General features: G+C 70.9%; 26 protein-coding genes and 1 riboswitch. Of the genes, 14 read left to right on the plus strand and 12 right to left on the minus strand.

Annotation, left to right across the window (positions count from 1 at the left end; genetic code table 11):
- Positions 1-83 precede the first annotated feature (83 nt).
- The 6 genes from J2W78_RS00955 (at position 84) to J2W78_RS00980 (ending at position 6,968) form a co-directional block, all read left to right on the plus strand.
- A complete protein-coding gene (locus tag J2W78_RS00955) occupies positions 84-1,616 on the plus strand; it encodes a malonate--CoA ligase (RefSeq protein ID WP_253367211.1) in 1,533 nt (510 codons plus the stop codon).
- Between the two features lie 207 nt (positions 1,617-1,823).
- A complete protein-coding gene (locus J2W78_RS00960; protein WP_253367212.1) occupies positions 1,824-3,290 on the plus strand; it encodes an HWE histidine kinase domain-containing protein in 1,467 nt (488 codons plus the stop codon).
- A gap of 132 nt (positions 3,291-3,422) precedes the next feature.
- On the plus strand, positions 3,423-4,580 hold the full coding sequence (locus tag J2W78_RS00965; protein ID WP_253367214.1) for a YihY/virulence factor BrkB family protein: 1,158 nt from the start codon (positions 3,423-3,425) through the stop codon (positions 4,578-4,580).
- Positions 4,581-4,683: 103 nt separating this feature from the next.
- Complete coding sequence (gene msrB / locus J2W78_RS00970) at positions 4,684-5,100, plus strand: peptide-methionine (R)-S-oxide reductase MsrB (protein WP_253367216.1); 417 nt, start codon at positions 4,684-4,686, stop codon at positions 5,098-5,100.
- Between the two features lie 272 nt (positions 5,101-5,372).
- Positions 5,373-6,428 (plus strand): hypothetical protein, encoded by a 1,056-nt coding sequence (locus tag J2W78_RS00975; protein ID WP_253367218.1) that lies wholly within the window; start codon positions 5,373-5,375, stop codon positions 6,426-6,428.
- A 249-nt stretch (positions 6,429-6,677) separates the two neighbouring features.
- Positions 6,678-6,968 carry a hypothetical protein gene (locus J2W78_RS00980; protein WP_253367220.1) on the plus strand — a complete coding sequence of 97 codons (291 nt, stop codon included), beginning with the start codon at positions 6,678-6,680 and terminating at the stop codon, positions 6,966-6,968.
- Here J2W78_RS00980 and J2W78_RS00985 read toward each other — a convergent pair.
- The 10 genes from J2W78_RS00985 to J2W78_RS01030 form a co-directional block, all read right to left on the minus strand.
- On the minus strand, positions 6,929-7,909 hold the full coding sequence (locus J2W78_RS00985; protein ID WP_253367222.1) for a DMT family transporter: 981 nt from the start codon (positions 7,907-7,909) through the stop codon (positions 6,929-6,931). The genes J2W78_RS00980 and J2W78_RS00985 overlap by 40 nt on opposite strands.
- A 50-nt stretch (positions 7,910-7,959) precedes the next feature.
- Complete coding sequence (locus tag J2W78_RS00990) at positions 7,960-8,292, minus strand: hypothetical protein (protein ID WP_253367223.1); 333 nt, start codon at positions 8,290-8,292, stop codon at positions 7,960-7,962.
- 124 nt (positions 8,293-8,416) lie between these two features.
- A complete protein-coding gene (locus J2W78_RS00995; RefSeq protein ID WP_253367225.1) occupies positions 8,417-9,493 on the minus strand; it encodes a catalase family protein in 1,077 nt (358 codons plus the stop codon).
- Positions 9,494-9,581: 88 nt separating this feature from the next.
- Positions 9,582-10,898, minus strand: a complete 1,317-nt coding sequence (locus tag J2W78_RS01000) for a hypothetical protein (RefSeq protein WP_253373937.1) — start codon at positions 10,896-10,898, stop codon at positions 9,582-9,584.
- Entirely contained in the window at positions 10,898-11,848 is a 951-nt protein-coding gene (locus tag J2W78_RS01005; protein WP_253367227.1) for a tetratricopeptide repeat protein, read from the minus strand. The genes J2W78_RS01000 and J2W78_RS01005 overlap by 1 nt, the downstream gene beginning before the upstream one ends.
- Entirely contained in the window at positions 11,848-12,771 is a 924-nt protein-coding gene (locus tag J2W78_RS01010) for a VWA domain-containing protein (RefSeq protein WP_253367229.1), read from the minus strand. The genes J2W78_RS01005 and J2W78_RS01010 overlap by 1 nt, the downstream gene beginning before the upstream one ends.
- An 11-nt stretch (positions 12,772-12,782) precedes the next feature.
- Positions 12,783-13,802, minus strand: a complete 1,020-nt coding sequence (locus tag J2W78_RS01015) for a VWA domain-containing protein (protein ID WP_253367231.1) — start codon at positions 13,800-13,802, stop codon at positions 12,783-12,785.
- A gap of 5 nt (positions 13,803-13,807) precedes the next feature.
- Positions 13,808-14,269, minus strand: coding sequence for a DUF4381 domain-containing protein (locus tag J2W78_RS01020; RefSeq protein ID WP_253367233.1), 462 nt, complete (start codon positions 14,267-14,269; stop codon positions 13,808-13,810).
- 123 nt (positions 14,270-14,392) lie between these two features.
- Positions 14,393-15,322, minus strand: coding sequence for a DUF58 domain-containing protein (locus J2W78_RS01025; RefSeq protein WP_253367235.1), 930 nt, complete (start codon positions 15,320-15,322; stop codon positions 14,393-14,395).
- 5 nt (positions 15,323-15,327) lie between these two features.
- Complete coding sequence (locus tag J2W78_RS01030) at positions 15,328-16,323, minus strand: AAA family ATPase (RefSeq protein ID WP_253367237.1); 996 nt, start codon at positions 16,321-16,323, stop codon at positions 15,328-15,330.
- A gap of 287 nt (positions 16,324-16,610) precedes the next feature.
- On the opposite strand from J2W78_RS01030, the gene J2W78_RS01035 reads away from it, so the two are divergent.
- The 3 genes from J2W78_RS01035 to J2W78_RS01045 all read left to right on the plus strand — a co-directional run bounded on the left by J2W78_RS01035 (position 16,611) and on the right by J2W78_RS01045 (position 18,462).
- Positions 16,611-17,327: an MgtC/SapB family protein gene (locus J2W78_RS01035; protein WP_253373938.1), complete on the plus strand. Its 717-nt coding sequence runs from the start codon at positions 16,611-16,613 to the stop codon at positions 17,325-17,327.
- A gap of 62 nt (positions 17,328-17,389) precedes the next feature.
- Complete coding sequence (locus J2W78_RS01040; protein WP_253367238.1) at positions 17,390-17,575, plus strand: hypothetical protein; 186 nt, start codon at positions 17,390-17,392, stop codon at positions 17,573-17,575.
- Positions 17,576-17,775: 200 nt separating this feature from the next.
- On the plus strand, positions 17,776-18,462 hold the full coding sequence (locus tag J2W78_RS01045) for an SDR family NAD(P)-dependent oxidoreductase (RefSeq protein WP_253367239.1): 687 nt from the start codon (positions 17,776-17,778) through the stop codon (positions 18,460-18,462).
- Positions 18,463-18,478: 16 nt separating this feature from the next.
- On the opposite strand, the gene J2W78_RS01050 is transcribed toward J2W78_RS01045, so the two are convergent.
- The gene (locus tag J2W78_RS01050; RefSeq protein WP_253367240.1) at positions 18,479-18,850 is read right to left on the minus strand and encodes a hypothetical protein; all 372 of its coding nucleotides are present in this window, start codon (positions 18,848-18,850) and stop codon (positions 18,479-18,481) included.
- A gap of 311 nt (positions 18,851-19,161) precedes the next feature.
- Between J2W78_RS01050 and J2W78_RS01055 the strand changes: the two genes are divergently transcribed.
- Entirely contained in the window at positions 19,162-20,022 is an 861-nt protein-coding gene (locus tag J2W78_RS01055) for a C40 family peptidase (RefSeq protein WP_253367241.1), read from the plus strand.
- Positions 20,023-20,028: 6 nt separating this feature from the next.
- Here the strand turns inward: J2W78_RS01055 and J2W78_RS01060 are convergent, their stop codons facing one another.
- Positions 20,029-21,180: an aminotransferase class I/II-fold pyridoxal phosphate-dependent enzyme gene (locus J2W78_RS01060; protein ID WP_253367242.1), complete on the minus strand. Its 1,152-nt coding sequence runs from the start codon at positions 21,178-21,180 to the stop codon at positions 20,029-20,031.
- Between the two features lie 107 nt (positions 21,181-21,287).
- Between J2W78_RS01060 and J2W78_RS01065 the strand changes: the two genes are divergently transcribed.
- The 4 genes from J2W78_RS01065 (at position 21,288) to gcvP (ending at position 26,433) form a co-directional block, all read left to right on the plus strand.
- A complete protein-coding gene (locus tag J2W78_RS01065) occupies positions 21,288-21,518 on the plus strand; it encodes a hypothetical protein (protein ID WP_253367243.1) in 231 nt (76 codons plus the stop codon).
- 59 nt (positions 21,519-21,577) lie between these two features.
- Positions 21,578-21,679, plus strand: a riboswitch (glycine riboswitch).
- A 147-nt stretch (positions 21,680-21,826) separates the two neighbouring features.
- On the plus strand, positions 21,827-23,005 hold the full coding sequence (gene gcvT, locus J2W78_RS01070) for a glycine cleavage system aminomethyltransferase GcvT (RefSeq protein ID WP_253367244.1): 1,179 nt from the start codon (positions 21,827-21,829) through the stop codon (positions 23,003-23,005).
- A gap of 26 nt (positions 23,006-23,031) precedes the next feature.
- A complete protein-coding gene (gene gcvH, locus J2W78_RS01075; protein WP_253367246.1) occupies positions 23,032-23,394 on the plus strand; it encodes a glycine cleavage system protein GcvH in 363 nt (120 codons plus the stop codon).
- A gap of 192 nt (positions 23,395-23,586) precedes the next feature.
- Positions 23,587-26,433 (plus strand): aminomethyl-transferring glycine dehydrogenase, encoded by a 2,847-nt coding sequence (gene gcvP / locus J2W78_RS01080; RefSeq protein WP_253367248.1) that lies wholly within the window; start codon positions 23,587-23,589, stop codon positions 26,431-26,433.
- Positions 26,434-26,462: the final 29 nt, after the last annotated feature.

Genomic DNA, 26,462 nt, shown 5'->3' on the forward strand with positions numbered 1-26,462 from the left:
CGCGCCAATGCGGAGAACAAGGATCCGCCGCAAGGATCCCTCGCAAAAAATCGATCACAGGGCATTTGGTGAGGAAGCGTGCGATGGCCGAACCGATCGTCAATCACCTGTTCGGCCTCGTGCGCACCCATTGTCCGGCCGATCCGGGTGCCAAGGTCTTCATCGAAACCTCGGACGGCGCGCGCTATACCTATGCCGACCTCTTGGCCCGCTCCGGCGCCTATGCCAGCGCGCTCCAGGCCCTCGGCGTGAAGCGCGGCGACCGGGTCGCGGTGCAGGTCGAGAAGAGCGCCGAGGTGATCTTCCTCTATCTCGGCGCGGTGCGGGCCGGCGCTGTCTTCCTGCCGCTCAACACCGCCTACACGGGACCGGAGATCGCCTATTTCCTCGGCGATGCCGAGCCGGCCCTGTTCGTCTGCGATCCCGCCCGCGAGGCCGACCTGTCGGCGGTCGCGAGCCAGGCCGGCGTGCCGCAGATTCGAACCCTCGACGACGCCGGGCAGGGCAGCATGGCGCAGGCCGCCGCCGCGGCGGGCCCCGACTTCGCGGACGTGCCCCGCGGGGCCGACGATCTGGCTGCGATCCTCTACACGTCGGGCACGACCGGGCGCTCCAAGGGCGCCATGCTGAGCCATGACAACCTCGCCTCCAACGCGCTCACGCTGGCGCAGTATTGGCACTTCACCGAGCGCGACGTTCTGATTCACGCCCTGCCGGTGTTCCACACCCACGGGCTGTTCGTGGCCACCAACATCGTCCTGGCCACGGGCGGCACGATGCTGTTTCTGCCGCGCCTCGACGCGAAGAAGATCCTCGAACTGATGCCGCGGGCCACCGCGATGATGGGGGTGCCGACCTTCTACACGCGACTGCTCAAGGAGCCCGGCCTCACCCGCGAGGCGGCGGCCCATATGCGCCTGTTCGTCTCGGGCTCCGCGCCGCTGCTGGCCGAGACTCACCGGGAATGGGCGCAGCGCACCGGCCACGCCATCCTCGAGCGCTACGGCATGACCGAGACCAACATGAACACCTCGAACCCCTACGAGGGCGCGCGGCGAGCCGGCACGGTCGGCTTCCCGCTGCCGGGGGTGACCCTGCGCGTGGTCGATCCCGAGACCGGCGCGCCGCTCGGGCCCGAGGAGGTCGGGATGATCGAGGTGAAGGGCCCCAACGTGTTCCAGGGCTACTGGCGCATGCCGGAGAAGACCGCCGCCGAGCTGAAGGTGGACGGCTTCTTCATCACCGGCGATCTCGGCAAGATCGACCGCGACGGCTACGTCCACATCGTCGGCCGCGGCAAGGACCTCATCATCACCGGCGGATACAACGTCTATCCGAAGGAGATCGAGGCCGAGATCGACGCGCTGCCCGGCGTCGTCGAATCCGCGGTGATCGGCCTGGCACATCCCGATTTCGGCGAGGGCGTCACGGCGGTGGTGGTGCCGGGCGAGGACGCGCCCGACGAGGCTGCGATCCTTGCCGCGCTGGAGGGGCGGCTGGCCAAGTACAAGTGGCCCAAGCGCGTGTTGTTCGCAGCCGAGCTGCCGCGCAATACCATGGGCAAGGTGCAGAAGAACCTTCTGCGCGAGACCCACGCCGACCTCTACCGCGGCTGACGCCGTCGCCCGCTTGCGCCGTCGGATTCGCTTGCCGAGTCCGGTCGAGAGCGCGGCGCGCTGGCGCTCTCAAGCCTGTGATGCGATGCTGGCGGTGACCGGTGTTATGAGCCTGCTTATGCTCCGGGCCTCCTTCGTCCCCGTGGCGCGGGCGCGATGGCAGCCCACGTTGTTTCCAGTCTTGAACCCTCGGAGTTTCGTCCGAACGTGACTAAGAGTGCCGAGCACGACCGGATTGAAGCCGAACTGGTCCGCGTTTCCGACAGCTCCGACCCGTTCGCCGCCGCCGTGAAGGCGACGCGGATGCCGATGCTCATCACCGATCCGTACGGGCCCGACAACCCGATCATCTTCGTCAACGACGCCTTCATCAAGCTCACCGGCTACCGCCGCGAGGAGATCCTCGGGCGCAACTGCCGCTTCCTGCAGGGGCCGGAGACGGATCCGCGCGACGTGAAGCGAATCCGCGACGCCGTCGAGCGGCGTGTGCCGGTCGAACTCGAATTGCTCAATCACAAGAAGAGCGGCGAGATCTTCTGGAATCGCCTCCTGATCTCGCCGGTCTTCGACGACGAGGGGCAACTCACCTACTTCTTCGCCTCGCAGTTCGACGTGACCCTGGAGCGCGATCGGCTGGTCCGCCTCCAGAGCGACCGCGACGCCCTGGAGCAGGAGGTCGAGCGCCGCAACGACGACCTCACCCGTAGCGAGCACCGCCTTGAATTCATGCTCGCCGCCGGCCGGCTCGGCGCCTGGTCCCTCGACCTCGCCGAGCGTCGGCTCGTCGCCTCGGATCTGTGCAAGCAGAATTTCGGGCGACCGCTCGGCGAGCCCTTCAGCTACGACGACCTCGTCGAGGCGGTGGTGCCAGAGGATCGCGAGCGAATGCAGGCCGCGATGCAGGCCGCCATCGACCGCCGGAGCGACTACGACGTCGAGCACCGTGTCTCGGCCCCCTGCGGCGAGGTCCGCTGGGTGCAGTTGCGCGGGCGGGCCTACTACCGGGCCGACGGGGCACCGCTCTCCATGGCCGGCATCTCGCTCGACGTGACCGACCGCAAGCGGGCCGACGAGCAGCGCACCCTGCTCGCCGCCGAGATGAAGCATCGGGTGAAGAACTCGATCGCCACGGTCCAGTCCATCGCCCACCAGACCCTGCGCAACGCCGCTTCGCTCGACGATGCCCGCCGGACTCTGGACGCGCGCCTCAACTCGCTCGCCACCGCCCACGACATCCTCACCTCGGAAGCCACCGCCGGGGTGACCCTCGCCGAGGCGGTGGAGAGTGCCCTTCAGCCGTTCCGGGTCACCCCGCGCAACCGCATTCGCTTCGGCGGGCCGGAGGTGCGCCTCACCTCCCGCCTGACGCTGGCCGTGGTGATGGCGCTGCACGAGTTGGCCACCAACGCGGTGAAGTATGGCGGCCTCTCGAACAATTCGGGCCGCATCATCCTCAATTGGGAGGTCGAGGAGGGGGGCTCCAAGCGCCTGCTGATGCGCTGGGAGGAGTTCGACGGTCCGCCGGTCGAGAAGCCGTCGCGGGTCGGTTTCGGCACGCGCATGATCGAGCGGGTGCTGGCGGCCGAGTTCGGCGGCGAGGCCAGGATCGACTACCGCAGCCGCGGTCTCGTCCTCACGCTCGAGGCGCCGCTGCCGGAGCGCGAGGCCGTCTAAAGGTCTCGGGCGTCGGAGCCGTCTCCTGTCTCGACGTTTCCGGGGGATGCGCCGCGGTTCGAGGGAACGGCCAAGCCTGATCCGGGGTTGAACGGCGTCTCATCCAGGCGCTTGCGCCCGACCCTGCGAACCATGCCGTCCTCCCCCCAGACCCCGCCCCGCCCCCCCGCGGATGGCACGGCCTCCGTGCTCTGGACCCTGATGATGGGCGCGGCGCTGATCGCGCTCGCCGCCGCACCGCTGCGCCGGCCCGACGCGGACGACGAGCCGCCGACTGAGGAGGCGAAGGAGCGCAACGGCGGCGCCCATTCCCACGAGGGGCGCTCGGCCCGCTGGGTGGCGGCGACGCAGGCCGATCGCGGGCGCGCCGCCGACCATCCCGGCGAGATCCCGTCGCCCGGCTGGTGGGACATCCTCACGCGGGTCTACCTGGAATTCAACAAGGACCGGGTGCTCTCGGTCGCGGCGGGCGTGACCTTCTACACCCTGCTCTCGCTGTTCCCGGCGATCGCCGCGCTCGTCACCTGCTACGGGCTGGTCGCCGACGTGAACACCATCAACGTCCACCTCGCCACCCTGCACGGCGTGCTGCCGGCGAGCGCCATCGACATCATCGGCGAACAGGTCAAGCGCATCGCCACCAAGGGGAGCGGTGCGCTGGGCTTTACCTTCTTCACCAGCCTGACGCTGTCGCTGTGGAGCGCCAACGCCGCGATGAAGGCGATGTTCGATGCGCTCAACGTCGTCTACGAGGAGGAGGAGAAGCGCAACTTCTTCTGGCTCAACGTCCGCTCGCTCACCTTCACCGCGGGCGCGTTGCTCTTCATCATCCTGGCGCTGATCTCGATCATCGTGCTGCCGGTGGTGTTCAACTTCCTCGGCCTTGGCGACGGGGCTCGCCTCATCGCCATGGCGCGCTGGCCGATGCTGCTCCTCGTCCTGCTCGGCGGGCTGGCCGTGCTCTATCGCTACGGCCCGAGCCGGGAGCGGGCGCGCTGGCGCTGGGTCGGCGCCGGCAGCGTCGTGGCAGGTCTGCTCTGGCTCATCGCGTCGATCCTGTTCTCCTGGTACGTCGCCAACTTCGGCAACTACAACGAGACCTACGGCTCGCTCGGCGCCGTGATCGGCTTCATGACTTGGATCTGGATCTCGGCGACGATCGTGCTGCTCGGCGGTGAGATCAACGCCGAGATCGAGCACCAGACCGCCCGCGATTCGACCATGAGCCCGCATAAGCCCCTGGGGCAGCGCGGCGCGCGCATGGCCGACACGGTGGGCGCCGCGGCCTGAGGCGAGTAACGCATCATCCGTTCTTGCGCGGGAGGGTCGCACTCGTGACAAGCGGTGCCCGGCACCATCTTGCTAAAAGAGAAAAGCACCGGAGGAACGCGACATGGCCGGATCCGACGTCATCGGCACAGATCCCGAGATCCGCACGGAAGAGGAATGGCGCGCGTCGCTGACGCCGGAGCAGTACCGCGTGCTGCGCGAGCACGGCACCGAACGGGCCGGTACCAGCGGCCTCAACGCCGAGAAGCGCCCCGGCACGTTCGTCTGCGCCGGCTGCGGCGCGCCGCTGTTCGAGAGCGACACCAAGTACGAGTCGGGCAGCGGCTGGCCAAGCTTCTTCGCGCCGCTGGAGGATGCGGTGGAGACGAAGGTCGACCGTAGCCACTGGATGACCCGCACCGAGGTGCATTGCGCCCGCTGCAAGGGCCATCTCGGCCACGTCTTCGAGGACGGGCCGGCCCCGACGGGGCTGCGGTACTGCATGAACGGCGTTGCCCTCGGCTTCGAACCGGAGGGCTGAATGCATGGGAGAATTCATGGGATTCGCCCGATGAATTCCACGCCTTTTCGGGCTCAAGGCTTGCCGCGTGGTTGTTTCGGGCTCATCACTTCGCCATGAAGGTCCATGTGAAGAACAGGTTAACGCCCCGGTCTTCGCGGGCCGCCCAAGACCAATCGCCCATGTCCAATACGGTGGGCGGCCGCCGACTCTGTTTCGGATCGGTGCCCCGAGGGCCGAGCGTCCCGGGGGCGGTCCCGGACCGGTGCGTGCTGACCCGCGGAGGGAAGTGAATGAGTGTCGTTCGCCGGTTTCTCGTGGCGCCCTCTCTGGTCCGTCTCCTGCGGAAGGAGCGGGGCGGGGCCCGCGTCACCGAAGGTTACTTCGCGCCGCAGGCCGGGCGGACGTCGTTCGTGCGGCTGCAGGGCACCAACTGCTTCCTCGTGCTGATGACCGGTGCCGAGGGGGCGATGGCCGAGGAGCGCACCGAGGTGCCGCGCGCTCACGGTGACGCCCTCCTCGACGTCTGCCAGGGCCGGGCCGTCTACGAGCGCACCACGGTCTCGCTCGGTGGCTCGGTCGAGGCGCTGGTCGATCGCTACGTGCGTCCGTCTGGCCTCGACATCGTCAGCCTCGTCTTTACCGATGCGTCCGCCGCCCAGGGCTTCACGCCGCCGGTCTGGTTCGGTGCCGAGGTGACGACCGACAAGGCCTATGATGGCCAGTCGATCGCGATCACCGGCGTTCCGAATCCGGGCGACATCCCCCTGAGCAACGCTGCCCTCGATGCGGTGCTCGACCTGATCGAGCCGCGCTTTGGCTCCAATCGTCCGCCCTTTACCCCGTCGAAGCCCGCGTCGCCCCCGCGCGACGTTCCGGCGCGTTCGCCCGAGCCGCCGAAACCCGCGCCGGTTCCTGAGGCGCTCCTCGCGGCGGCGGTGGCGGAGCCGGCAACGCCGCCCGAGACCAAGACGGAGGAGCAGCCTCAGGCCTCCGAAGAGCCTCTCCCGGCCGCTGCCGAGCCGACGCCCGAAGCCCCTGAGGCGGAGGAGCCTGCGCCCGCCGAGGCGTCAGCGCTCGAGCCGGCCGCTTCCGAGGAGCCCGCGCCGACCGAGGCCGCCAAGCCCGAGGAGGCTCGGCCTGCGGCCGAGACCGCCGAGGCTCAGAAGCCTGCGGCCGAGTCCGGCGAGCGGTTGCCGCCGGATGCGCGCATCGACGACGTGATCGAGAGCCTCTCGAAGGCGCTCGGCGCCGCGATCCGCAACCCGCAGGAGCCGGGCCGCGACGAGGAAGTGACCGAGGCGTTCGAGCGCTGGCAGGTTCGGCCCCGCCGCACGCAGCAGACCTGACCGGCTCCATCGACAGACTTTCCAGAACGCCGGCTCCCGCCAGGGGCCGGCGTTCTTCGTTGCCGGGTCTCAAACGGCGGCCGCTCGTCTGCGAGGCGGAGGGGAACGCCCCCGTTCGTCACGGATCCTGGGGATGGCGGGGCGGTTTGCCGGAACCGGTAAGGGCAACGCTTCGTTGGCTGGCATCCGGTTGCAACCCGTTGGGGTGAAGCACCGGCAAGTGTTCATTCCCAACGAGGAATCGCCGCCATGAGACGTTTCGCCATTGCTGCCGCAGGGTTGATGCTTTGCCTGATGCCGATCGCCGGTGAGGCTCAGGCCCAGGGCATTCCGGGCGGCATGCGCCGCGGTGCGGCCGAGGGCGATCGCGTTGCCGGCCCGATCGGCGGTATCGTGGGCGGCGCCGTCGGCGGTGCGGTGGGCGGCGTCAACGGCGTGCTCGGCATCGATCCCGGCCGGCGCGCCTACCGCACCCGGATGCGCTCGAACCGCGCCTACCATCACCGCCGCCACCATCCGCGCCACCACCGCCACCGCTGAGTGAGCGCGGTCGTGTGCGGGGGAGGCTCTCTCCGCCGCGCACGCCTGCGCACCAGGGCATCCTCCGCGAGGAGGGCGAGCCCCGAGGCGACGATGATGCCGGCGCCGAGCATCGTCCAGGCGCTCGGCACGTCGCCGAACAGCAGGTAGCCGAGCAGCACCGACCACAGGATCTGCGTGTAGATGAAGGGTGCGAGCAGGCTCGCCGGCGCCCGCGCATGGGCCAGCACCAGCAGCCAGTGCCCGATCGTGCCGAACAGCCCGACCGCGACCAGCAGCGCCCAGACCGTGCCCGAGGCCGGAGCCGTCCAAATCCACGGCAGGAGCGGGCTCATCACCGCGAGCCCGCCGAGCCCGGTATAGAACACCGTCGTCGCCGTCGAATCATGGGCCGCGAGCTTACGCGTCACGATCACGTAGACCGCGTAGCAGAGCATCGCGCCGAGGCTGAACAGGATCGCCGGTTTGGCCGCCAGCGCGTCCGGCCGCACGATGACGAGGACGCCGACGAAGCCCGTTGCCACCGCCGCGAGCCGCATCCGCGACGACCATTCGCCCAGCATGGGCCCTGCGAGCAGCGCGACGGTCAGCGGCGCGGCGAACTGAATCGAGATCGTCTCGGCGAGTTGGAGCGAGCGTAGCGCCAGGAAGTTGCAGGCGGTCGAACCGAACAGCAGCAGCGAGCGCAGGATCTGGAGCGGCAGGCGCCGCGAGTGGGCCACGCCCGGCCGCGTCACCGGATTGATCAAGGCGGTCACCAGCGCGACGTTCACCGCGTAGCGCATGAAGGTGGTGAGCAGCGGATCGACGCCCGCGCCCGCCAAGACCTTGCCCGTGGCATCGAGGCTGGCGAAGAATACCGGTGCGACGCACATCAGGGCGATGCCGACGAGGCGACGCGGATCGCGGACAGGCGTCGGTGCCGCCGCGGGCTGTCTCACGGTCACGTCGGTTCCTTTGCTGCGCGGTGGCGGACGTGTCCGAGCGAGCCTCAAATCCAGCCGGGCCGCTGTGGGAAGGCGCCTGCCACCAGCCACGCCAGGAGGTTGCCGAGCAACAGGGCGACCAGGACCGGAATGCTCTCCCCCGGCGCGATGGGATCGGTCAACTGCACCAGACGCACAGCCGCCAACGCCGTCACGAGGTTCTGCGTCGCCAACAGGAGCCAGCGCCGCCGCGTGACGGCGGCGGCCAATGCACCGGCCAGCAGCACGACGGTGAAGACTTCGCCGCCGGCCGGTTGGTAGAGGAACATCCCGCCGACGAGCAGAGCGTCCAGGACAATCAGAGCCGGCAGCGCGAGAAGTGCTGGAATCCCTCGCATCCAGCCTCCTTCCCGCGCGCCCCGCGAAAACCGTATCACTCCGCCGGTGCTTGGCGGGATGCCGAGAAAGGCGTGTCCGGCCGCGGATCGCGGGAAGACGGGACGGAGGGCGCGCCGCTGTCGTTCACCCTCGCGCGCCCGGCTCGTGGATCGGGCAGCCGTTATGCGCGGCCCGGAAGCCGGCGGAGGCCGGGTAGGCGGCCCGGCGGGCACGCATGACCGCGCCGAGCGGCCGGTGCGCGGCCAGCGCGTGCCAGGGATTGAAGGCGAGCCCGTCGTCGATCCGGCGCACCTTCTCCTCGCTCCACGCGTCCTGCCGCGGAACGGTGAGACGCGCTACGGCGATGTAGGGGCTCGCTTCCTCCGGCCAGGGTTTCGAGGCGTCCTCGACCGGCATCGTCTCCTCGTCGGTGCGCAGTTGCGCGCGCAGCTCCCACACGCCTTCATTCTCGGCGAAGAACGCGGTCACCGCTTCGCGCAGGCCATTGGGCCGGCCGTTGACGTTGAGGCTCGCGCCCGTCAGCGTCGTCAGTTCGGGCGAGACCGGTGCCACAGCGACCTTGGCGACGTAGGCGCCCCAGCGCAGGGGGACCTGGCTGTAGAACGTCTCGCCGAGGATGTGCGTCTCCGGATGGCCGCCCATCGCGATCAGGGTCGGGCTCTTGGTACCCAAGCCTTCGAGCACCGTTTCGACGCCGCGCAGGACCGCCGAGAACGCCTTCTTGAACACCTGCGGCGTGTCGGTGGTCGCAGCCAGGAGCTTCAGGCTCTTGAGGAAGGCCGCATCGTCCGGCGCCGTGAAGGCGGGGGCGTTGGCCATCACGAAATCCTGGCTCGTGCCTTCAGCCCCTTCCAGGCGCTCGCCCTCGACGCCGACGATCTTCAGCGCGAGGCCGCGCGGCGTCGAGACGCTGTCATCGAGGATGTCGCCGGGATTGGTGGAGAAGCGCAACACAGCCTCGTAGGTGCCGGGCTTCTCGCACAGGCCCTGCGCCAGTTCGGGCGGCAAATCGTTGAGGATTTCGAGCCGACCGGTGAGCAGACCATGCGCCTTGGCGTGAACGCCCCGCACCGCCCGGCCGTAATCCTCGAACGTGGTCTCCTGGATCTTCGCGAAGGTCGCGAGCATCTGCGCGTGGATGTCGGCCTCGTCGGTGCGCGGCTGCTCGACGGAGGGATGATAGGGAATCGCAGGGCTCACGTCCGGCCTCGTGGTGGATCCGCCGGCCCTCACAGGGCCGGTCTGGAACCAAACCAAGGCCGGTCGCAGCTGTTCACCGCTAACCCGGTCACGCTTGCGCGACCGGGCCGTCGAGGGGAGCCAGCCGGGGAGCGGGCGCGAGCCCTGCCGAAGTGCCGCGCCTCCGGCGCCGGCCGAGCCGCCGAGCAAGGCCGGGCAGATCGACGGGCTCCGCGCCGGACGCAGCCCGGCCGAACACGTGGCCGTCGAGGGCGGCGAGGTCGCGCGCCAGATCCGGCTCCGCCTGCCAGAGCGCGGCAAGATCCGGCTGCGCCTGCGCGGCACGGCCGAGCACCGTCCGGAACGCCGACGCGTCGCCCGCGGCCGCCGCAAGCCGGAGGGCACGGGCCTGCCCGCGGTCGAGTTGCAGCCAGCCCGGACCGGTGCGGAAGCCGATCAAGGCCAGCCCGAGGCCGAAGGCGGCGAGCGCCGCCGCGGCCAGCGCGGACCACGCGGCGGGCCCCGCGGCCTTGAGATCCTCCGCCCGGTCGGTGAGGCCGCCGCCGATCTGGCGCGCGGGAATCTCAGTCTCGCGCATCGTGCGCGTCAGCGTGTCGAACCAGAGGATCTTGATCGCATCGAGCGGGATCACCTCGGCCACGCCCTTCTTGATGTCCCACTGGTAGGTCGCCCGCGCCACCGGACCGGAGGGCGTGATGATCAACTCGCGCTTCACCGGGCCGGCGAAGGTGATGATGCCGCGGGTGCGCATGACGGGGCGCGGCGGCAGCCCCTCGGCGAGCATGCCCTGCGCTTCGAGCGTCACGATCCGGCGGGCGGTCTCGCCCTGGTTCAGCGTCTCGGGGTCGGGATCCCAGGAATCGGTGATCGCCACGTCCCGCGCCGGCAGCCACCACGGTTCGGCCGTGTCGGGGCCGCCGCTCGCGCCGGTCCAGGCCGCCACGGGGAAGGGGACGGGCTCGGAGCGCACGTCGATCTGCTTGCGCTCGCCGCCGTCGTTGATCGTCAGGCGGTGGACGAACGGATCGACGGTGAAGGTTCCCGTATGCTGCGGGAAGACCGCGATGGTGCGCTCGAATTCCAGGGCCATCTGCCCGTCGGGCATCCGCGTGCGGCCCCAGCTATCGCGGCCGAGCTGGGTCCAGGAGAAGTTGACGAGGGCGGGCTGGCGCACCTCCTCCAGCAGGATCTGCGTGCGGTAGACCCCGCGCAGGCGCAGCAGCACCATCTCGCGGGCAAAGGGCTGTACGCCGCCGGGGAGATCGGGCGTCACGGTCAGCGTGAGGTCGCCGGGCTCGATGGCGTGAGCGGGGGCGGCGAAGGCCAGCAGGATGAGGAGGGTCGCCAACGGTCCCCTCTCTCCCTTGCGGGATCGGGTGACGCGCCTGAAGACGTCGAAAAGAATTACCACGGGTTGCTGCCTCCCGGGATGGCGGTGCCGGCCTCGATGCGGCGGGCCTGCTCGGCCTTGAGGCGCAGCTTCAGATAGCGGCCGGGCTCGTCCGGCAGGGTCTGGAGCCAGAGCCGGTCGGGGTGGATCGCGTGCGCCTCGAAGCTCTTGGTGACCCGGCGCGCCTCGCGCTCGGGCGCGGCGGCGACCATGGCCGAGCCGGCGCCCTGGCGTCCGCGGCCGGCGGCGTCGCTGGCCGAGCCGCGAGCCTGCCCCTTGCCGGAATCGACCGCCTGCTGCTCGGCCTTGCCACGGCGGGCCACCGGGCTCGTGCCCGGCAGCGAGGCGGAGGAGCCGCCCTCCTTGTTGCCGGCCAGACCCTCGCCGCTGGCGGTGGCGCGGATGTCGTCGTTCTGGTCCTGGTTGGCGGTGTTGTTGTAGCGGGCGCCGTACTGCGCCGAGGCATTGGCGATGCCGCCGCCCTTGCCGCGGTCGATCTCCTCTTCCAGGGCCTTGGCGATCAGCGAGCGGTTGGCCTGCGCGTCAGCGTCGCGCGGGTTGTAGGTCAAAGCCTCGTCGTAGGCTTCCAGCGCGCCTTGCAGGTCGCCGGAGCGGGCGAGCGCGTTGCCGAGGTTGTAGGCGCCGCGCTTGCCCTGCGCCCGGAACAGCGTGATCGCTTCATTGTAGCGCCCGGCCTCGTAGAGGGCGGCGGCGCGCCATGCGGGGGTGTCGAACACGTGAAGCGCCGCGCCGGGCAGGCCGGCCGCCATCAGGAAGCGGCCCAGCGTCGTGCGCGGTTCCGACACAAGCAGCAATCCGAGGAGGCCGCCGCCCGCGAGCGCCAGTCCCGCGATGCGCGCCAGCCGCCGCCAGTGGCGCGGGAAGGCGACGGGCAGCATCCGCCGCAGCGGTGTCGATCGGACGAAGGGGCGAGCAGAGGGGCGAGGCGAGAAAGACGCCAGCATCACGCGCTCCGGCGGAACAAGAGGAGGGCGGGCAAAAGCGCCAGCAGCAGCAGCCAGCGGCCGAGATCGGCGAAGGCGAGCACGCCGTAGCCGTTCGCGGCGAGGTGCTGGGCGGTCGAGGCGCCGACGCGGTCGAGCACCGCCCCGGAGGCGTCGATGTCGGCGGCCCGTCCGCCGCCCGTGCCCGCAAGCCGGTCGAGGGCGGTCCGGTCGGGGCGCGGCGCGCCGGGCGGCAGCGCTTTGCCGGCCGGCACGAACAGGGCGTGGAGCTGCCAGCCCCGGTCCCGGATCGCCGCGGCCTCGCGCTCGGCGGCCTGCCCGATCCCGTCACCGTCGGAGATCAGCACCACGTCGGCGGCGACGACGTTGGCCTCGGCCAGCGTCCGGCGGGCCAGCGCGAGCCCACGCTCCGGATGGCTGCCCCGGTCGGGCACGGTGTCGGCATCGAGCGCGAACAGGGTGGTGGCGAGGCTCTCGCGGTCGTTGGTCGGCGAAAGCGCGGTGTAGGCGTCGCCCGCAAAGACGATCAGCGCCAGCGAGCGGGTGCCCGCGGCCTCCGCCACCGCTTCCGCCGCCTGCCGCGCCTCCTTAAAGCGCCCGCCCTCGGTGACCGAGCGGGACAGGTCGAGCACGATCACCGTGGCGTCGAGGTTGCGGAAGGTCGCGGCCTCCGGGCGCTCGATGGCCGGGCCGGTGAGCGCCAGCGCCAGGATGCCGGCGGCGAGCGCGGCGGCGAGGTTGGCCTGCCGCCGCCCGCCGAGCACCGCGCCGCGGCGCGCGAACAGCGCCATCAGGTGCGGATCGACCGCCTTGTTCCAGTCGCCCAGCGGCGCCGAGCGCCACGCCGCGCGCAGCGCGAGCAGAGCCACGATGGGAACCGCCAGGAACCAGAGCGGGCGCAGCAGGGTGAGGGATTCGATCATGCGATTCCCGCTCAGATCCTGCGCCGCGTCGCCAGGAGCCCGCAGGCGCAGAGGAAGGCGAGCGCTGCCGGCCAGGGCCAGAGGTCGCGCCGCAGGGGCAGCGGCGGTGCCTTGGCGCGCCCGCCCTCCAATTCGTCGATGGCGTTGGCGACATTCTCTAAGTCGTCGGTGGTCTTCACGCGGAACGCCCGGCCGCCGCTGGTCTCGGCCATGGTCCGCAGGGTCTCGACATCGACCACGTCCTGCTCGTTGTTGGGGTTGTCGGCCATGTCGATCGGTCCGAGCGCGATGGTGTAGACGCGCACGCCGAGTTCCTTGGCCAGGGCCGCGACGTCCTTCGGCGCGGTCTGGCCGGCATTGTTGGCCCCGTCAGAGAGCAGCACGACGACCTTGTCACGGGCGGGGGACGGCCCTTCGCCGTCGGCCGCCGCGACTTGCGCCGGAGCGAGGCGCTTGAGCGCGAGGCCGAGCCCGTCGCCGATGCCGGTGGAGCGCCCGACGAGGCCGATGGTCGCCTCCTCCAGGGTGCGGGCGACGGTGGCGGTGTCGAAGGTGGGGGCTGCGGCGACGTAGGCCTGATCGGCGAACTCGACGAGGCCGATGCGGTCGCCGGCCCGGCGGCGGATGAACTCGGCGCCGACGCGTTTCACCGCCGCGAGCCGGCTGACGGTCTCGCCGTCGAGGGAGAAGTCCTTGCGCTCCATGCTGCCCGAGAGGTCGAGGGCGAGCACGATCTCCCGGGCCGAGGCCGGCAGCGCGGTCGCGGGCAGGATGAGGCGGGGACCGGCGAGCGCGACGACCAGCGCCGCCCAGAGCGTTCCGACGAGCCAGAGGCGGCGCCGGCCGCGGGCTGCGATGGTTTCGGCGTGCTCCGCCGTGCCGACGAGAGAAGGCGGGACGCGCAAGGCGCCGCTGCCGCCCTGGCGCTCCGGCGGGATCAGCCGGGCGGCGAGCGGCAGGGGCAGGAGCAGCAGGGCGAGCGGCGCCGCGAAGTCGAAGGCGGAGGCGAGGGCCGTGAACCAGGCGGGCATTCGGATCAGGCCCGGATCTGTGAGAGCAGGCGGCCGAGGCCGACATCGATGGCGGCGGGATCGGTCGCTTCAGGACGCCGGTAGAGGTCGTCGGCGAAGACGCGGCCGGGACCGGAGCGGAAAAAGTCGGTGGCGAAGGTGGTGTCGAGCGTCGCGGCCCAGTCCGATCCGCGGGTGCGCGCCGCCTCTTCGCCCTTCAGGGTGCGCACCACACGGCGCAGCAGCCGGGCCTGCGCGACGCGGCGGGCTTGCGGTTCGAGGTTTCCGGCCAGCGCCAGCTCGCGCAGGGCCGCCCGGCGCACCGACGCGCCGCGCCGTGCGCGAACGATGCGGATCAGTCCGACGAGCAGCGCGAGGCCGAAGCCGAGGGCCAGGGCGGCCACCATCTCGGGCTGCACCGCGCTGGTGCCGGCGGTGGGGAGATGCAGGCCGCGCAGGGTCGAGAGATCGGGGGTCGGGGCCGTCATGCCTCTCCCTTCCGCGCATCGCCTCTCCCCGCACGCGGGGAGAGGGCTCTGCCGACCTCGTCGTCGACAGAGCGAGCCGCCCTCTCTGTCCGCGTCCGGGAAGAGGGGGATTCGCTCCCGACCTCACAACACCGCATCGAGCCGCTCCATCAGGGGGGCGTAGCTCTCCGGCCCGGCCTCGACGTCGATGCGCAGGCCCTCGACACCGCAGGCATGGAGGCGGGCGAGGCGCGGGTCGATCGCGTCGGCGGGCTGGGCCCTGCGGTCGGCCTGGACGGTGCCGCGCTGTCCGCCCGGCAGAGCGTAGGGGTAGAGGCCGGCCGGGCGTGCCCGCTCGAAGGCGTCGCTGACCAGCAGAAGGCGGATCGAGAGCCGCTCGGCCAGCGCGGTGATCAGGCTCTCGAAATCCGGCCCCGGCGCATCCAGCGCACTCGCCACGACGAGGTGTCCGCCCGAGGGCAGGAGCGAGCGGGCGAGCGCCAGCGTGTCGGTGAGCGGCGGGTCGTCCGCCGCCGGGCCGGCGAGGGCTTCGGCGTGGGCATGGGCCAGCGCACCGGTGACGGCGGTCATCGCCCGCTCGCCGCCGGCCGGTCGTATCACGGCGGGCTCGGCCCTTCCCGCCACGATCAAGCCGATGCGCCCGCCATCGCCGACGATGCGCCAGCCGAGCAGCGTCAGCGCCTCCGCCGCCGCCACGGAGCGCAGTGCCCGCCGGGTGCCGAACAGCATCGAGGGCCGGAAGTCGGCAAGCAGCACCACGGCGCGGTCGCGCTCGTCGTGGTGGGTGCGCACATGCAGTTCGCCGGTGCGGGCGGTGGCGTTGCGGTCGATGAAGCGGCGGTCGTCGCCCTCGGACCAGGGCCGCACGTCGTCCGGCTCCGAGCCGCGCCCGCGCTTGCGCGTGACGATGCCGCCGGGCAGCCCGGCGATGGTGCGGGTCGCGGGTGAGACGCCGCGCCGCGCGAGATGGCGCAGGCTCATGAGCCCGGCGCCCGAAAGATGGATGCCGGGGGCGTCGGTCAGGTCGCTGGCAGGCGCCGCAGTCGCGGTCATGACGGCTACAGCGCCCGCGTCCGCTCGACCAACCCGCCGATGATGCCCCGCGTGGTGCGCCCCTCGGCCGCCGCGCGCCATGTCAGGCCGATGCGGTGCGCCAGGGCGTCGGCGGCCAGCTCCGAAATGTCCTCGGGCACGACGTGGTCGCGGCCGTGCAGGTAGGCGCGGGCCTTGCCGGCGACCATCAGCGCGAGCGTCCCGCGGGGCGAGGCCGGGTGCTCGATCGCCGCGCGCAGCTCCGGCGCGACGCTGTCGCCGCGGGTGCCGGCCACGAGCCGCACGAGATAATCCTTGAGGGCGGGCGAGACGTAGGTCGCGAGTGCGGCCTCCCGGGCAGCGATCACCTCGGCGACCGAGAGCTTTACCGGCATCGCCTCGGCGTGGTGGTTCAATTCGCCTTCGACGAGATCGAGGATGCGGCGCTCGGAGGCCTCGTCCGGCATCTCGACGACGACGTGGAGCAGGAAGCGGTCGAGCTGCGCCTCGGGCAGTGGGAAGGTGCCCGCATGCTCGATCGGGTTCTGCGTCGCCACCACCATGAACGGGTCGGGCAGGCGGTGGGTGTGGCCCGACACCGTGATCTGCCCCTCGGCCATGGATTCCAGTAGAGCCGACTGCACCTTGGGCGGCGCGCGGTTCACCTCGTCGACGAGGATCAGCGAGTGGAACAGCGGTCCCGGCAGGAACTCGAAGGTGCCGGCATCCTGGCGCCAGACGGTGGTGCCGGTGAGGTCGGCGGGCATCAGGTCCGGCGTGCATTGCACGCGGGCGAAGGAGCCGTCGAGCCCGTCCGACAGGCGCTTGACCGCGCGGGTCTTGGCGAGCCCCGGTGCACCCTCGATCAGCAGGTGGCCGCCGGTCAGCAGCCCGATCAGCAGGCGCTCGACCAGCTTGTCGGCGCCGATCAGCCCGTGGCTCAGCCCGTCGCGGAGCTGGAGGATGCGGTCGCGGACGGGCGTTGCCCCGACTGCGGGCCGGGCGAGTGCCTCGACGCTCATACGATCACCGTCGCCGATGCCGGTCGAGCCTCGACCCTCGTCGCAGGAGAAAGATCCTGCCGCATGCGCGTCTCCTCAGCGTGGGTTTTTCTTAAGGCTCCCACAATCCTGCCGGTGTGCCCGCTGCCCGGTCGCCGCGTCAATCCCGCGCGGCGGCCCTGGCCATGGGCAAATTGACCGCACGCGACCGGGTGTGCGTTCGGATCGGTGACGTTTCGTCACGCAACCGTCACGCTCGTGCGACAGCGGGGAAACCGCGCGACACCAAAATGGTCACCGAACGCTCCATGCCCGGCCCCTTTCCCTTCCCCACGCCCGAAGCCGTGAATTCCGGCATCAGCCTCGCGGTCGCCTTCGGCCTCGGCACCCTGATCGGGGTCGAGCGGCAGTATCGGCAGCGCAGCGCGGGCTTGCGCACTGCCGTGCTGGTGGCACTGGGCGCGTCCGCCTTCGTCGATCTCGGCATGCGGCTGACCGGCGGCGAGGGGGCGACCCGCGTCGTCGCCTACGTCGTCTCCGGCATCGGCTTCCTCGGCGCGGGCGTGATCATGAAGGAGGGGATGAACGTGCGCGGCCTCAACACCGCCGCGACCCTCTGGTGCGCGGCGGCCGTCGGGGCCTTCGCCGGGGCCGACCTGCCCTTGGAGGCCTGCTTCGTCACCATCGCCGTGCTGGCCGGCAACACGCTGCTGCGCCCGCTCGTCAACCTCATCGACCGCATCCCCATCGACGAGAGCGCGACCGAGGCGACCTACGCCGTGCAGGTGACGGTGCCGGCCGAGACCGCCGGCCTCGCCCGCGACCTGCTGGTGGAGCGCCTGGAAGCGGCGGATTACCCCGTCGGCTCGACCGAGGTGGAGGAGCGCGGCGAGACCACCGTCGACGTCATCGCGACGCTCACCGCCACCACGGTCCACGCCAAGGATCTCGACGCCGTGGTGGCCGATCTGGAGAAGCGGCCGGAGGTACGCCACGCGACGTGGTCGGTGCAGACGGGGGATTGAGGCGGCTCGCTCGGGCGGCCGGACCATGCCACCGTGGTCGCCACAGCCGAGGGAAGCATGGCATGGCGAAGCTCGTAAGGGATGGTGACACGGGCAAGGCACGCTCGACACGGCCCACCGAACCACCGGCCAAGCCGCGGCGCTTCACACTCTCGGATCTTCTCGTCGGTGCCGAGCAACTTCCGAAGTTTCATGAGGGCTTGAAGAGCGCCCTCGACGGTCCCTCTGTCGGCGCGGAACTCGGCTGATCGGCCTTCGTATCCAATCCGCGCCCTCGTCCTGAGGTGCCCGCGCGAGCCGGCCTCGAAGGGTGTTCCAGATCCCGCGCGATGACGGGAAGATCCTTCGAGGCTTCGCTCCGCACCTCAGGATGAGGGGAGGGATTGGACGAGACCTGTCTCTCGGCAACGCGAACAAAGCTTGAAGTCAGGACTGCTGGATCATCACCATGAGCTATCCCCGGAAACACGCCCTGATCGTCGGTGCCTCCCGCGGCCTCGGGCTCGGGCTGACCGAGACCTTCCTGCGGCGCGGCTGGCAGGTCACCGCGACCCGGCGCGGGGCCGCGCCCGGTCTCGAACGGCTGGCGGCGGAGGGTGTGCGGGTCGAAACGGTCGATATCGACGACGACGCGTCCGTTGCCGCCCTGCACGAACGGACGCGGCACGAACAATTCGATCTCGTCTTCGTGGTGGCCGGCGTGCTGATCGAGGCGGACAAGCCGCTCAACGCGGTGTCGCGGGCGGTCCACGCACAGGTCTACCTGACCAATGCGGTGAGCCCGATCCTGTTCGCGGACGCCTTTGCCGAGACTCTTGCGCCCGGCGGCACGCTCGCCTTCATGTCCTCGGTGCTCGGCAGCGTCGGCCTCAACACAGAGGGCGGCTGGGAGAACTATCGGGCGAGCAAGGCGGCGCTGAACACCAACGCCCGGAGCTTCGCGGCGCGCCACGCCGACCGCGCGTTCGGCGTGCTGCTGCTGCATCCGGGCTGGGTCGCCACCGATATGGGCGGTGAGGGCGCAGACCTCGACGTGGCGACGAGCGCGGCCGGGCTGGCGGACGTGATCGAGGCGAGAGCCGGCCGGCCGGATCTCGCCTTTCTCGACCACCGGGGCGAGACGCTGCCCTGGTGAATCGTCCGGTGGTTCGTCAGCGGCGCGGGTCGAGGGGCCGGCTGCGGCGCTCGACCACCACGGTCGGGCGGCTGCGGCGTTCGACGATCACCGCCCGCGGCGGGGCGCGGTTCGGGCTCGTTGGCGCGAGAATGCGCTGCTCCAGCGGCCGGTGCGCCGGGCGCGCCGCCGCGGCCTTGGCGGCGGCGACCACATGGGGGCGCACCTCGTCCGGGGCGAGGCCGATCAGCCCGCAGGCGATCTCCACCTGCTGCTCGACGTCGTCGGCCAGATCCTGGGCGGCGGCGACCGCCTCGGCGACCGTGGGCGGCTCGCGCCGCACCCGGATCGGAGGCAGATCCTGAAAGCTCTTCGGAGATTTTTTCACGGCACGACTCGCGGTCTTCATGCACCGATCATAGGACGGCCCGTCTGGTTTGTGCATTGCACACAAATCGGACGTGACGGACCGCCGGCCGCATGGCTTGCCGGGCGGACGCCCCGCTCGTCGAGCATGCAGGATGCGCGCCGATGTGAGTCGGCGCCAGCACATTCGTTGACGGGGCCATCCGGCGGATACAACCCGTGGCGGTCATAGTGTCGCGGCAGCGCAGCAAATGGGTTCCCGAATCCGGAGATCGACGGGCCGCGCGAAAATCGGTGGCTTTGTGATCGCACATCCCGAATCCCGCCCCGATCCTGCGTCACGCACGCTCCACGATGCCAGACACACGCGATCCCCGCCTCACCCCGGCCCGGTCCGACCTCGCCGACATCCGCCTGAAAGGCGTCGTGACGGCGGAGCGCTACGTCGCGGGCGAGCCGGCACGGATCGTCGTGCCCTCAGCCCCCTTACGCCGCGCGCCGCGCCTCGAAGCCGGGCTTGAAACCGAGGCGGTGATGGGCGACGCCGTGACGGTGTTCGAGCGCCGTGACGGGTTCGCCTGGGGTCAGATCGCCCGCGACGGCTATGTCGGCTACCTGCCGGAGGCCGCACTCGGGGCCATCGATCCGGCGCCGACCCACCGGGTCGCGGCTCTGCGCACCTTCGTCTACCCGGCGCCGGACCTGAAGCGCCCGCATGTCGCCCATCTCAGCCTCGGCGCCGCCTTCGCGGTGCAGGCGCAGGAGGGCGAGTATTGGCGGCTTGCCAGCGGCGGCTACGTCTTTGCCGGCCATGCCGTGCCGATTGGGACCGCCGTGCCCGATTTTCCGGCCACCGCCGAGCGGCTTGTCGGCACGCCCTATCTCTGGGGCGGGCGCACCAGCCTCGGCCTCGATTGCTCGGGCCTCGTCCAGCTCTGCCTGGAAACCGCGGGTCTTGCCTGCCCCCGCGATGCGGACCAGCAGGAGCGGGCCCTCGGCGACGCCCTCCCGCCGGGGCTCGAAGAGCTGCGGCGCGGCGACCTCGTGTTTTGGAAGGGCCATGTCGGGCTGATGCTCGACGCCGACCGGCTCATCCACGCCAACGGCCATCACATGGCGGTGGCGGTGGAGCCTTTGCGCGAGGCGGTCGAGCGCATCTCGGCCAAGAGTTTTGGCGCCGTCACCTCGATCCGCCGGCTCGATCCGATCACCTGAGGGCGTTCAGCCGGCGCGGACGCTCTCCGGCGCCAGTGCGGCCAAAGCCTCGGCCAGGGCATCGACCTGCCCCTCGTCATGGGCCGCTGAGAAGGCGACCCGAAGCCGGGCGGTGCCCGGCGCCACCGTCGGCGGACGGATCGCCACCACGAGGAAGCCGCGTGCCTCCAATGCCGCAGAGAGGGCGAGTGCTGCCTCCGCCGCGCCGATGAGAACCGGCACGATCGGGCTCATCGCTTCGGGCAGGCCGAGGCGGGCGGTGAAGCGGCGGGCGAGCGCCAGCGGCCGGGCGGCGCGATCCGGCTCGGCTCCAACGATCTCCAGCGCTTTGAGCGCGGCGGCAGCGGAGGCCGGCGGCAGGCCGGTGGTGTAGACGAGGCTGCGCGCCCGGCTCGTCAGCAGGTCGATCACGGGCCGTGAGGCGCAGAGATAGCCGCCATAGGAGCCCAGCGTCTTCGACAGCGTGCCCATTTCGAGCGGCGCCCGCTGGCCAGGCTCGACCACGCCGAGGCCGTGGGCGTCGTCCACCAGCGTCCAGGCGTCGTACTCTTCCGCGATGGCCAGGATCTCGGGGAGCGGCGCACGGTCGCCATCCATGCTGAACACCCGCTCGGTCAGGATCAGCGCCCGCCGCGCCGCGCCGCGATGCTCGGCGAGAAGCGCGCGCAACTGCGCCATGTCGTTGTGGGCGAAGCGCACGGTCCGCGCGCCCGACATCCTTGCTCCGGCGAACAGGCAGGAATGGCCGAGTTCGTCGATCAGGATCAGGTCGCCCGCGCCGACGAGGGCCGGGGCGATGCCGAGATTGGCGAGATAGCCCGAGCCGAAGACCAGCGCGGCTTCCTTGCCCTTGTGCCGGGCGAGCCGCTCCTCCAGCGCCGCGAGCGGGGGGGAATTGCCGGTCACCAGCCGCGAGGCGCCCGCGCCCGCGCCGTAGCGGGCCAGCGCTTCGGTGGCTGCCGCGATCACACGCGGATCGTGGGCGAGGCCGAGATAATCGTTGCAGGAGAATGAGATGAGCGCACGGCCCCCCCGCTCGGCCGCCGCCTCGGGGCCGCGGGCGGTCACGGCCAGACGGCGGCGCAGGGCGGCGGCTTCGAGGCTGGCGAGCTTCTCTCCGGCGAAGGCGTCGAGGCTGTGAGAGGGGTTCGGCGACATGGCACGTTGAAGGCGACGGCGCTCGGGGGATGTCAAGCCGACGGGGACGGGCGCGGCGAACCCCGTGCGGGGCGGCGCGTTGCACAGGCTCTGCCGGAACCCCCGCCATGCCGCGCCTTCGCTGCGTCGTCCTTCTGCTGATGGTCTTTGCCGGTTACCTGGTCAGCCCGGTGCCAACCTCGGCCGGCCCGGCTCAATCCTACCTGTTCGGCGAGCAGCGCTTCCGCACTGCCTGCCGCCCGCCGCTGAAATACGCGGCCGGGGCCTGCCTCCGCCGCTGCCCGGCGGGTTACGAAAGCTTCCGCGGCTATTGCCGGCTGCGCAACATGATGCGCTGATCGTCACCTGACTTGGCTTGCGCGAGGGGGCGCAAAGTGCGAGCCTTCCGGTGTCCGATACAGACGATACGGGAGAGCCCAGGCCCATCGAAAGATGAGTCATGGCGCCGACGGAGCAACCACCCCCGGAAACTCTCAGGCACAATCACCGTATCGTTGGACAATCTGGAGAGAGGCGCCGTCCGGCGCCCACCGAAGGAGAAACCTCGCTCGAATATTGAGTGAGGGAAGCTCTCAGGTAAGCGTGACAGATGGGGGCAACTTGCCAGCCGGCCGGCGGGCAAGATCCGTCTGTCGCGGAGTGCCCGATGAGTCTGCAAGCTGCCGGGGCCTTGAGTCCTGCCGCCCCCGTTTCCGCTGATCCGCTGGCACAGACGCCGCTGCACGCGCTCCATCGGCGCCTCGGCGCCAAGATGGTGCCGTTCGCGGGCTACGCGATGCCGCTGCAATACCCCGCTGGGCTCTTGAAGGAGCATCTGCACACGCGGGCGGCCGCCGGCCTGTTCGACGTGTCGCATATGGGCCAGATCGCGCTGACGCCCCGCTCCGGCGACGTCGCGGAGGCGGCCCGCGCGCTCGAGGCGCTGATCCCCATCGATATCCTCGGGCTTCCCGAAGGCCGCCAGCGCTACGGTTTCCTCACCGACGCGGCCGGCGGCATCCTCGACGACCTCATGGTCGCGCGCCTGCCCGGCCGGCTCCAGATCGTCGTCAACGCCGCCAACAAGGCCGCCGGTTTCGCGCATCTGCGCGCCCATCTGCCGGACGGCATCGATCTGAGGCTCGTGCCGGATGCGCTGATCGCGCTGCAAGGCCCGAAGGCGGCCGAGGTGCTGGCGCGGCTGGCGCCCGAGGCCGAGGCGATGCGCTTCATGGATGTGCGCACGGTCGCGATCCTCGGCGCGCCCTGCCTTGTCAGCCGCTCCGGCTATACGGGTGAGGACGGCTTCGAGATTTCCGTGCCGGCCGAGCGCGCGGAGGCCGTGGCTGAAGCCCTGCTCGCGGAGTCCGAGGTGCTGCCGGTCGGCCTCGGCGCCCGCGATTCCCTGCGCCTCGAAGCCGGCTTGCCGCTCCACGGGGCGGACATCGATCCCGGCACCAGCCCGGTCGAGGCGAGCCTCGCCTGGGCGATCTCGCCCGCCCGCCGGAGGGGCGGCGCCCGCGAAGGCGGTTTTCCGGGTGCGGACACGATCCTCCCCGCGGTGGCGACCGGGCCGTCCCGCCGCCGCGTTGGCCTGCGCCCCGAGGGCCGAGCGCCGGTGCGGGCGGACGCCCCGCTCTTCGCTGCGGAGGCCGGCGGCGAGCCGGTCGGCCGCGTCACCTCCGGCGGCTTCGGCCCGAGCCTCGGGGCGCCCGTCGCGATGGGCTTCCTGCCGGCGGCCCTCGCCGCCCCCGGCACCCGCGTCTTCGCCGAAGTGCGCGGCCAGCGGCTCCCCCTCGTCGTCTCCCCGCTTCCCTTCGTCCCAGCCGGCTTCAAGCGCGGCTGATCCCTCTCGTGTCAGGAGTTTTGATCATGCTGCGTTTCACCGACGAGCACGAATGGCTGCGCCTTGATGGCGACGTCGCCACGGTCGGCATCACCGCGCACGCCGCCGAACAGCTCGGCGACCTCGTCTTCATCGAGTTGCCGAAGGTCGGCGCGACGCTGAACAAGGGCGAGGCGGCCGCCGTGGTCGAGTCCGTCAAGGCGGCCTCGGACGTCTACGCGCCGCTCTCCGGCGAAGTCACCGAGGTCAACGAGGCGGCGGTCGGCGACCCGGCCTCGGTCGGCACCGACCCGCAGGGCGGCGGCTGGCTCTACCGGCTCAAGCTCGACGATCCGTCGGCCATGGACGGGCTGATGGACGAGGCGGCCTACGCGGCGTTCGCAAAGTAGCGCCAGCCCGAGTTGTCCCACCCATCGCCCTCATCCTGAGGTGCCGGAGCGCAGCGGAGGCCTCGAAGGAGACCTCCAGAACCCGCCGTGATCCCTGGAGCCCTCGTTCGAGGCTGCCTTCGCAGCACCTCAGGAGAGGGGACGGAGCGGGTGGCTCGGCGCGCGGCATCCGCCTTCGAAAGGCTGCCCCCCATGAAATACGATCGCCACGACCCCTTCGATTTCGCCGCCCGCCGCCATATCGGCCCGAAGCTCTCCGAGATCGACCAGATGCTGGAGACGGTCGGCGCCAAGTCGCTGCACGCGCTGATCGACGAGACGCTGCCCCCCGACATCCGGCAGGCCGAGTACATCGATTTCGGCGTCTCGCTCACCGAACGGCGCTCACTCGAAAAGCTGCGCGCCACCGCCGACAAGAACCGCCTACTCGTCTCCCTGATCGGCCAGGGCTACCACGGCACGACGATGCCGCCGGCGATCCAGCGCAACATCTTCGAGAACCCGGCCTGGTACACCGCCTACTCGCCCTACCAGCCCGAGATCAGCCAGGGCCGGCTCGAGGCGCTGCTCAACTTCCAGACCCTGGTTTGCGATCTCACCGCGCTCGACGTCGCCAACGCCTCGCTGCTCGATGAGGCGACCGCCGCGGCGGAGGCGATGGGCATGGCCAAGCGCGTGGCGAAGTCGGCGAAAAACGCCTTCTTCGTCGATCGCGACTGCCTGCCCCAGACCATCGCCGTGCTGAAGACACGCGCGGCCCCGCTCGGCTGGGAGATCGTCGTCGGCGACCCCTTTGTCGATTTGGACCCGTCCGCGGTGTTCGGGGCGCTGTTCCAGTATCCCGGCGTGAACGGCGCGGTTCACGATTTTTCCGATCTCATCGCCGGGCTGCATGAAGCCGGCGCGCTCGCCGCGGTCGCGGCCGACCCGCTCGCGCTGACGCTGCTGAAGGCGCCGGGCGAGATGGGTGCCGACATCGCCGTGGGCTCGATGCAGCGCTACGGCGTTCCGATGGGCTATGGCGGTCCGCATGCCGCCTATCTCGCCACCCGCGACGCCCACAAGCGCGCGCTGCCCGGCCGCATCGTCGGCGTCTCGGTCGATGCCCGCGGCAACCGCTCGTACCGGCTCGCGCTCCAGACCCGCGAGCAGCACATCCGCCGCGAGAAGGCGACCTCGAACATCTGCACCAGCCAAGTGCTGCTCGCCGTCATCGCCTCGATGTTCGCGGTCTATCACGGGCCGGCCGGGCTGAAGGCCATTGCGCTGCGCGTCCACCGCGACGCCGTGCGCCTCGCCGCGGGGCTGGAACGGCTCGGCTTCGCGGTCGAGCCCGCGCACTTCTTCGACACGGTCACCGTGCGGGTCGGCGCGTTCCAGGGCGTGATCCTGAAGAGCGCGGTCGAGAACGGAGTGAACCTGCGCCGCATCGGCACGGACCGCATCGGCATCAGCGTCGATCAGCGCACCCGGCCCGACATCATCCAGGCGGTGTGGCGCGCCTTCGGGGGCACCGAGCTGACCTATGACGAGGCCTATCCCGAGCCGCGCCTGCCGGCGGAGCTGGAGCGGACCTCGGACTACCTGACCCACCCGATCTTCCACATGAACCGGGCCGAGAGCGAGATGACGCGCTACATGCGCCGGCTCAGCGATCGCGATCTGGCGCTCGACCGGGCGATGATCCCGCTCGGCTCCTGCACGATGAAGCTCAACGCCACCGCCGAGATGCTGCCGATCTCCTGGCCGGAATTCTCGGAGCTGCACCCCTTCGTGCCGGAGGATCAGGCGCTGGGCTACCGTGAGCTGATCGACGATCTTAGTCAGAAACTCTGCGCGATCACCGGCTACGACGCGATCTCGATGCAGCCGAATTCCGGCGCGCAGGGCGAGTATGCGGGGCTGCTCGCCATCCGCCGCTACCACCTCGCGCGCGGGGAGGGGCACCGCACCGTCTGCCTGATCCCGTCCTCGGCCCACGGCACCAACCCGGCCTCGGCCCAGATGTGCGGCATGAGCGTGGTCGTGGTCGGCGCCGACGCCCACGGCAACATCGATGTCGAGGATTTTGCGAAGAAGGCCGAGCTGCACGCCGACAAGCTGGCCGCCTGCATGATCACCTATCCGTCCACGCACGGCGTGTTCGAGGCGCGGGTGCGCGAACTCTGCGACATCGTCCACCGGCACGGCGGACAGGTCTATCTCGACGGGGCCAACCTCAACGCGATGGTCGGGCTGGCCCGGCCCGGCGACATCGGCGCCGACGTCAGCCATCTCAACCTGCACAAGACCTTCTGCATTCCCCACGGCGGCGGCGGGCCGGGCATGGGGCCGATCGGCGTGAAGACGCACCTGATCCCGTTCCTGCCCTCCGATTCGCGCTCGGGCGAGGAGGGCGCGGTCTCGGCCGCCGCCTTCGGTTCGGCGTCGATCCTGCCGATCTCGTGGAGCTACTGCCTGATGATGGGCGGGCGCGGCCTGACACAGGCGACGCGGGTGGCGATCCTCAACGCCAACTACATCGCCCGGCGGCTCGATGGGGTCTACGCCATCCTCTACGCCGGGCGGAACGGCCGCGTCGCGCACGAGTGCATCGTCGATGTGCGGCCCTTCCAGAAGAGCGCGGGCGTCACCGTCGAGGACATCGCCAAGCGCCTGATCGATTGCGGCTTCCATCCGCCGACCATGAGCTGGCCGGTGGCGGGCACGCTGATGATCGAGCCGACGGAATCCGAGACCAAGGCCGAGATCGACCGCTTCTGCGACGCCATGCTGGCGATCCGCGAGGAGATCCGGGCGATCGAGGACGGGCGGATGGACCGGGCGAACAACCCGCTCAAGAACGCCCCGCACACGGTGCAGGATCTGATCGGCGCCTGGGAGCGGCCCTATTCGCGGGAGGCCGCCTGCTTCCCGTCGGGGTCGCTGCGGATGGACAAGTACTGGCCGCCGGTGAACCGCGTCGACAACGCCTACGGCGACCGCAACCTCGTCTGCTCCTGCCCGCCGACCGAGGCCTACGGCGAGGCGGCGGAGTAGAGCCGCCGCGTGCCCCTCCCCATCAGGGG

Origin of the sequence: Methylorubrum extorquens, assembly GCF_024169925.1 — a bacterium.
Lineage (GTDB): Bacteria > Pseudomonadota > Alphaproteobacteria > Rhizobiales > Beijerinckiaceae > Methylobacterium > Methylobacterium extorquens_A.

Excerpts from the sequence above, each read along its gene's own strand:
- J2W78_RS00955 (WP_253367211.1), top strand. The coding sequence starts at position 84 with ATGGCCGAACCGATCGTCAATCACCTGTTCGGCCTCGTGCGCACCCAT.
- J2W78_RS00965 (WP_253367214.1), top strand. The coding sequence starts at position 3,423 with ATGCCGTCCTCCCCCCAGACCCCGCCCCGCCCCCCCGCGGATGGCACG.
- msrB (WP_253367216.1), top strand. The coding sequence starts at position 4,684 with ATGGCCGGATCCGACGTCATCGGCACAGATCCCGAGATCCGCACGGAA.
- J2W78_RS00975 (WP_253367218.1), top strand. The coding sequence starts at position 5,373 with ATGAGTGTCGTTCGCCGGTTTCTCGTGGCGCCCTCTCTGGTCCGTCTC.
- J2W78_RS00980 (WP_253367220.1), top strand. The coding sequence starts at position 6,678 with ATGAGACGTTTCGCCATTGCTGCCGCAGGGTTGATGCTTTGCCTGATG.
- J2W78_RS00990 (WP_253367223.1), bottom strand. The coding sequence starts at position 8,292 with ATGCGAGGGATTCCAGCACTTCTCGCGCTGCCGGCTCTGATTGTCCTG.
- J2W78_RS01005 (WP_253367227.1), bottom strand. The coding sequence starts at position 11,848 with ATGCTGGCGTCTTTCTCGCCTCGCCCCTCTGCTCGCCCCTTCGTCCGA.
- J2W78_RS01010 (WP_253367229.1), bottom strand. The coding sequence starts at position 12,771 with ATGATCGAATCCCTCACCCTGCTGCGCCCGCTCTGGTTCCTGGCGGTT.
- J2W78_RS01015 (WP_253367231.1), bottom strand. The coding sequence starts at position 13,802 with ATGCCCGCCTGGTTCACGGCCCTCGCCTCCGCCTTCGACTTCGCGGCG.
- J2W78_RS01020 (WP_253367233.1), bottom strand. The coding sequence starts at position 14,269 with ATGACGGCCCCGACCCCCGATCTCTCGACCCTGCGCGGCCTGCATCTC.
- J2W78_RS01025 (WP_253367235.1), bottom strand. The coding sequence starts at position 15,322 with ATGACCGCGACTGCGGCGCCTGCCAGCGACCTGACCGACGCCCCCGGC.
- J2W78_RS01030 (WP_253367237.1), bottom strand. The coding sequence starts at position 16,323 with ATGAGCGTCGAGGCACTCGCCCGGCCCGCAGTCGGGGCAACGCCCGTC.
- J2W78_RS01035 (WP_253373938.1), top strand. The coding sequence starts at position 16,611 with ATGCCCGGCCCCTTTCCCTTCCCCACGCCCGAAGCCGTGAATTCCGGC.
- J2W78_RS01040 (WP_253367238.1), top strand. The coding sequence starts at position 17,390 with ATGGCGAAGCTCGTAAGGGATGGTGACACGGGCAAGGCACGCTCGACA.
- J2W78_RS01045 (WP_253367239.1), top strand. The coding sequence starts at position 17,776 with ATGAGCTATCCCCGGAAACACGCCCTGATCGTCGGTGCCTCCCGCGGC.
- J2W78_RS01050 (WP_253367240.1), bottom strand. The coding sequence starts at position 18,850 with ATGAAGACCGCGAGTCGTGCCGTGAAAAAATCTCCGAAGAGCTTTCAG.
- J2W78_RS01055 (WP_253367241.1), top strand. The coding sequence starts at position 19,162 with ATGCCAGACACACGCGATCCCCGCCTCACCCCGGCCCGGTCCGACCTC.
- J2W78_RS01060 (WP_253367242.1), bottom strand. The coding sequence starts at position 21,180 with ATGTCGCCGAACCCCTCTCACAGCCTCGACGCCTTCGCCGGAGAGAAG.
- J2W78_RS01065 (WP_253367243.1), top strand. The coding sequence starts at position 21,288 with ATGCCGCGCCTTCGCTGCGTCGTCCTTCTGCTGATGGTCTTTGCCGGT.
- gcvT (WP_253367244.1), top strand. The coding sequence starts at position 21,827 with ATGAGTCTGCAAGCTGCCGGGGCCTTGAGTCCTGCCGCCCCCGTTTCC.
- gcvH (WP_253367246.1), top strand. The coding sequence starts at position 23,032 with ATGCTGCGTTTCACCGACGAGCACGAATGGCTGCGCCTTGATGGCGAC.
- gcvP (WP_253367248.1), top strand. The coding sequence starts at position 23,587 with ATGAAATACGATCGCCACGACCCCTTCGATTTCGCCGCCCGCCGCCAT.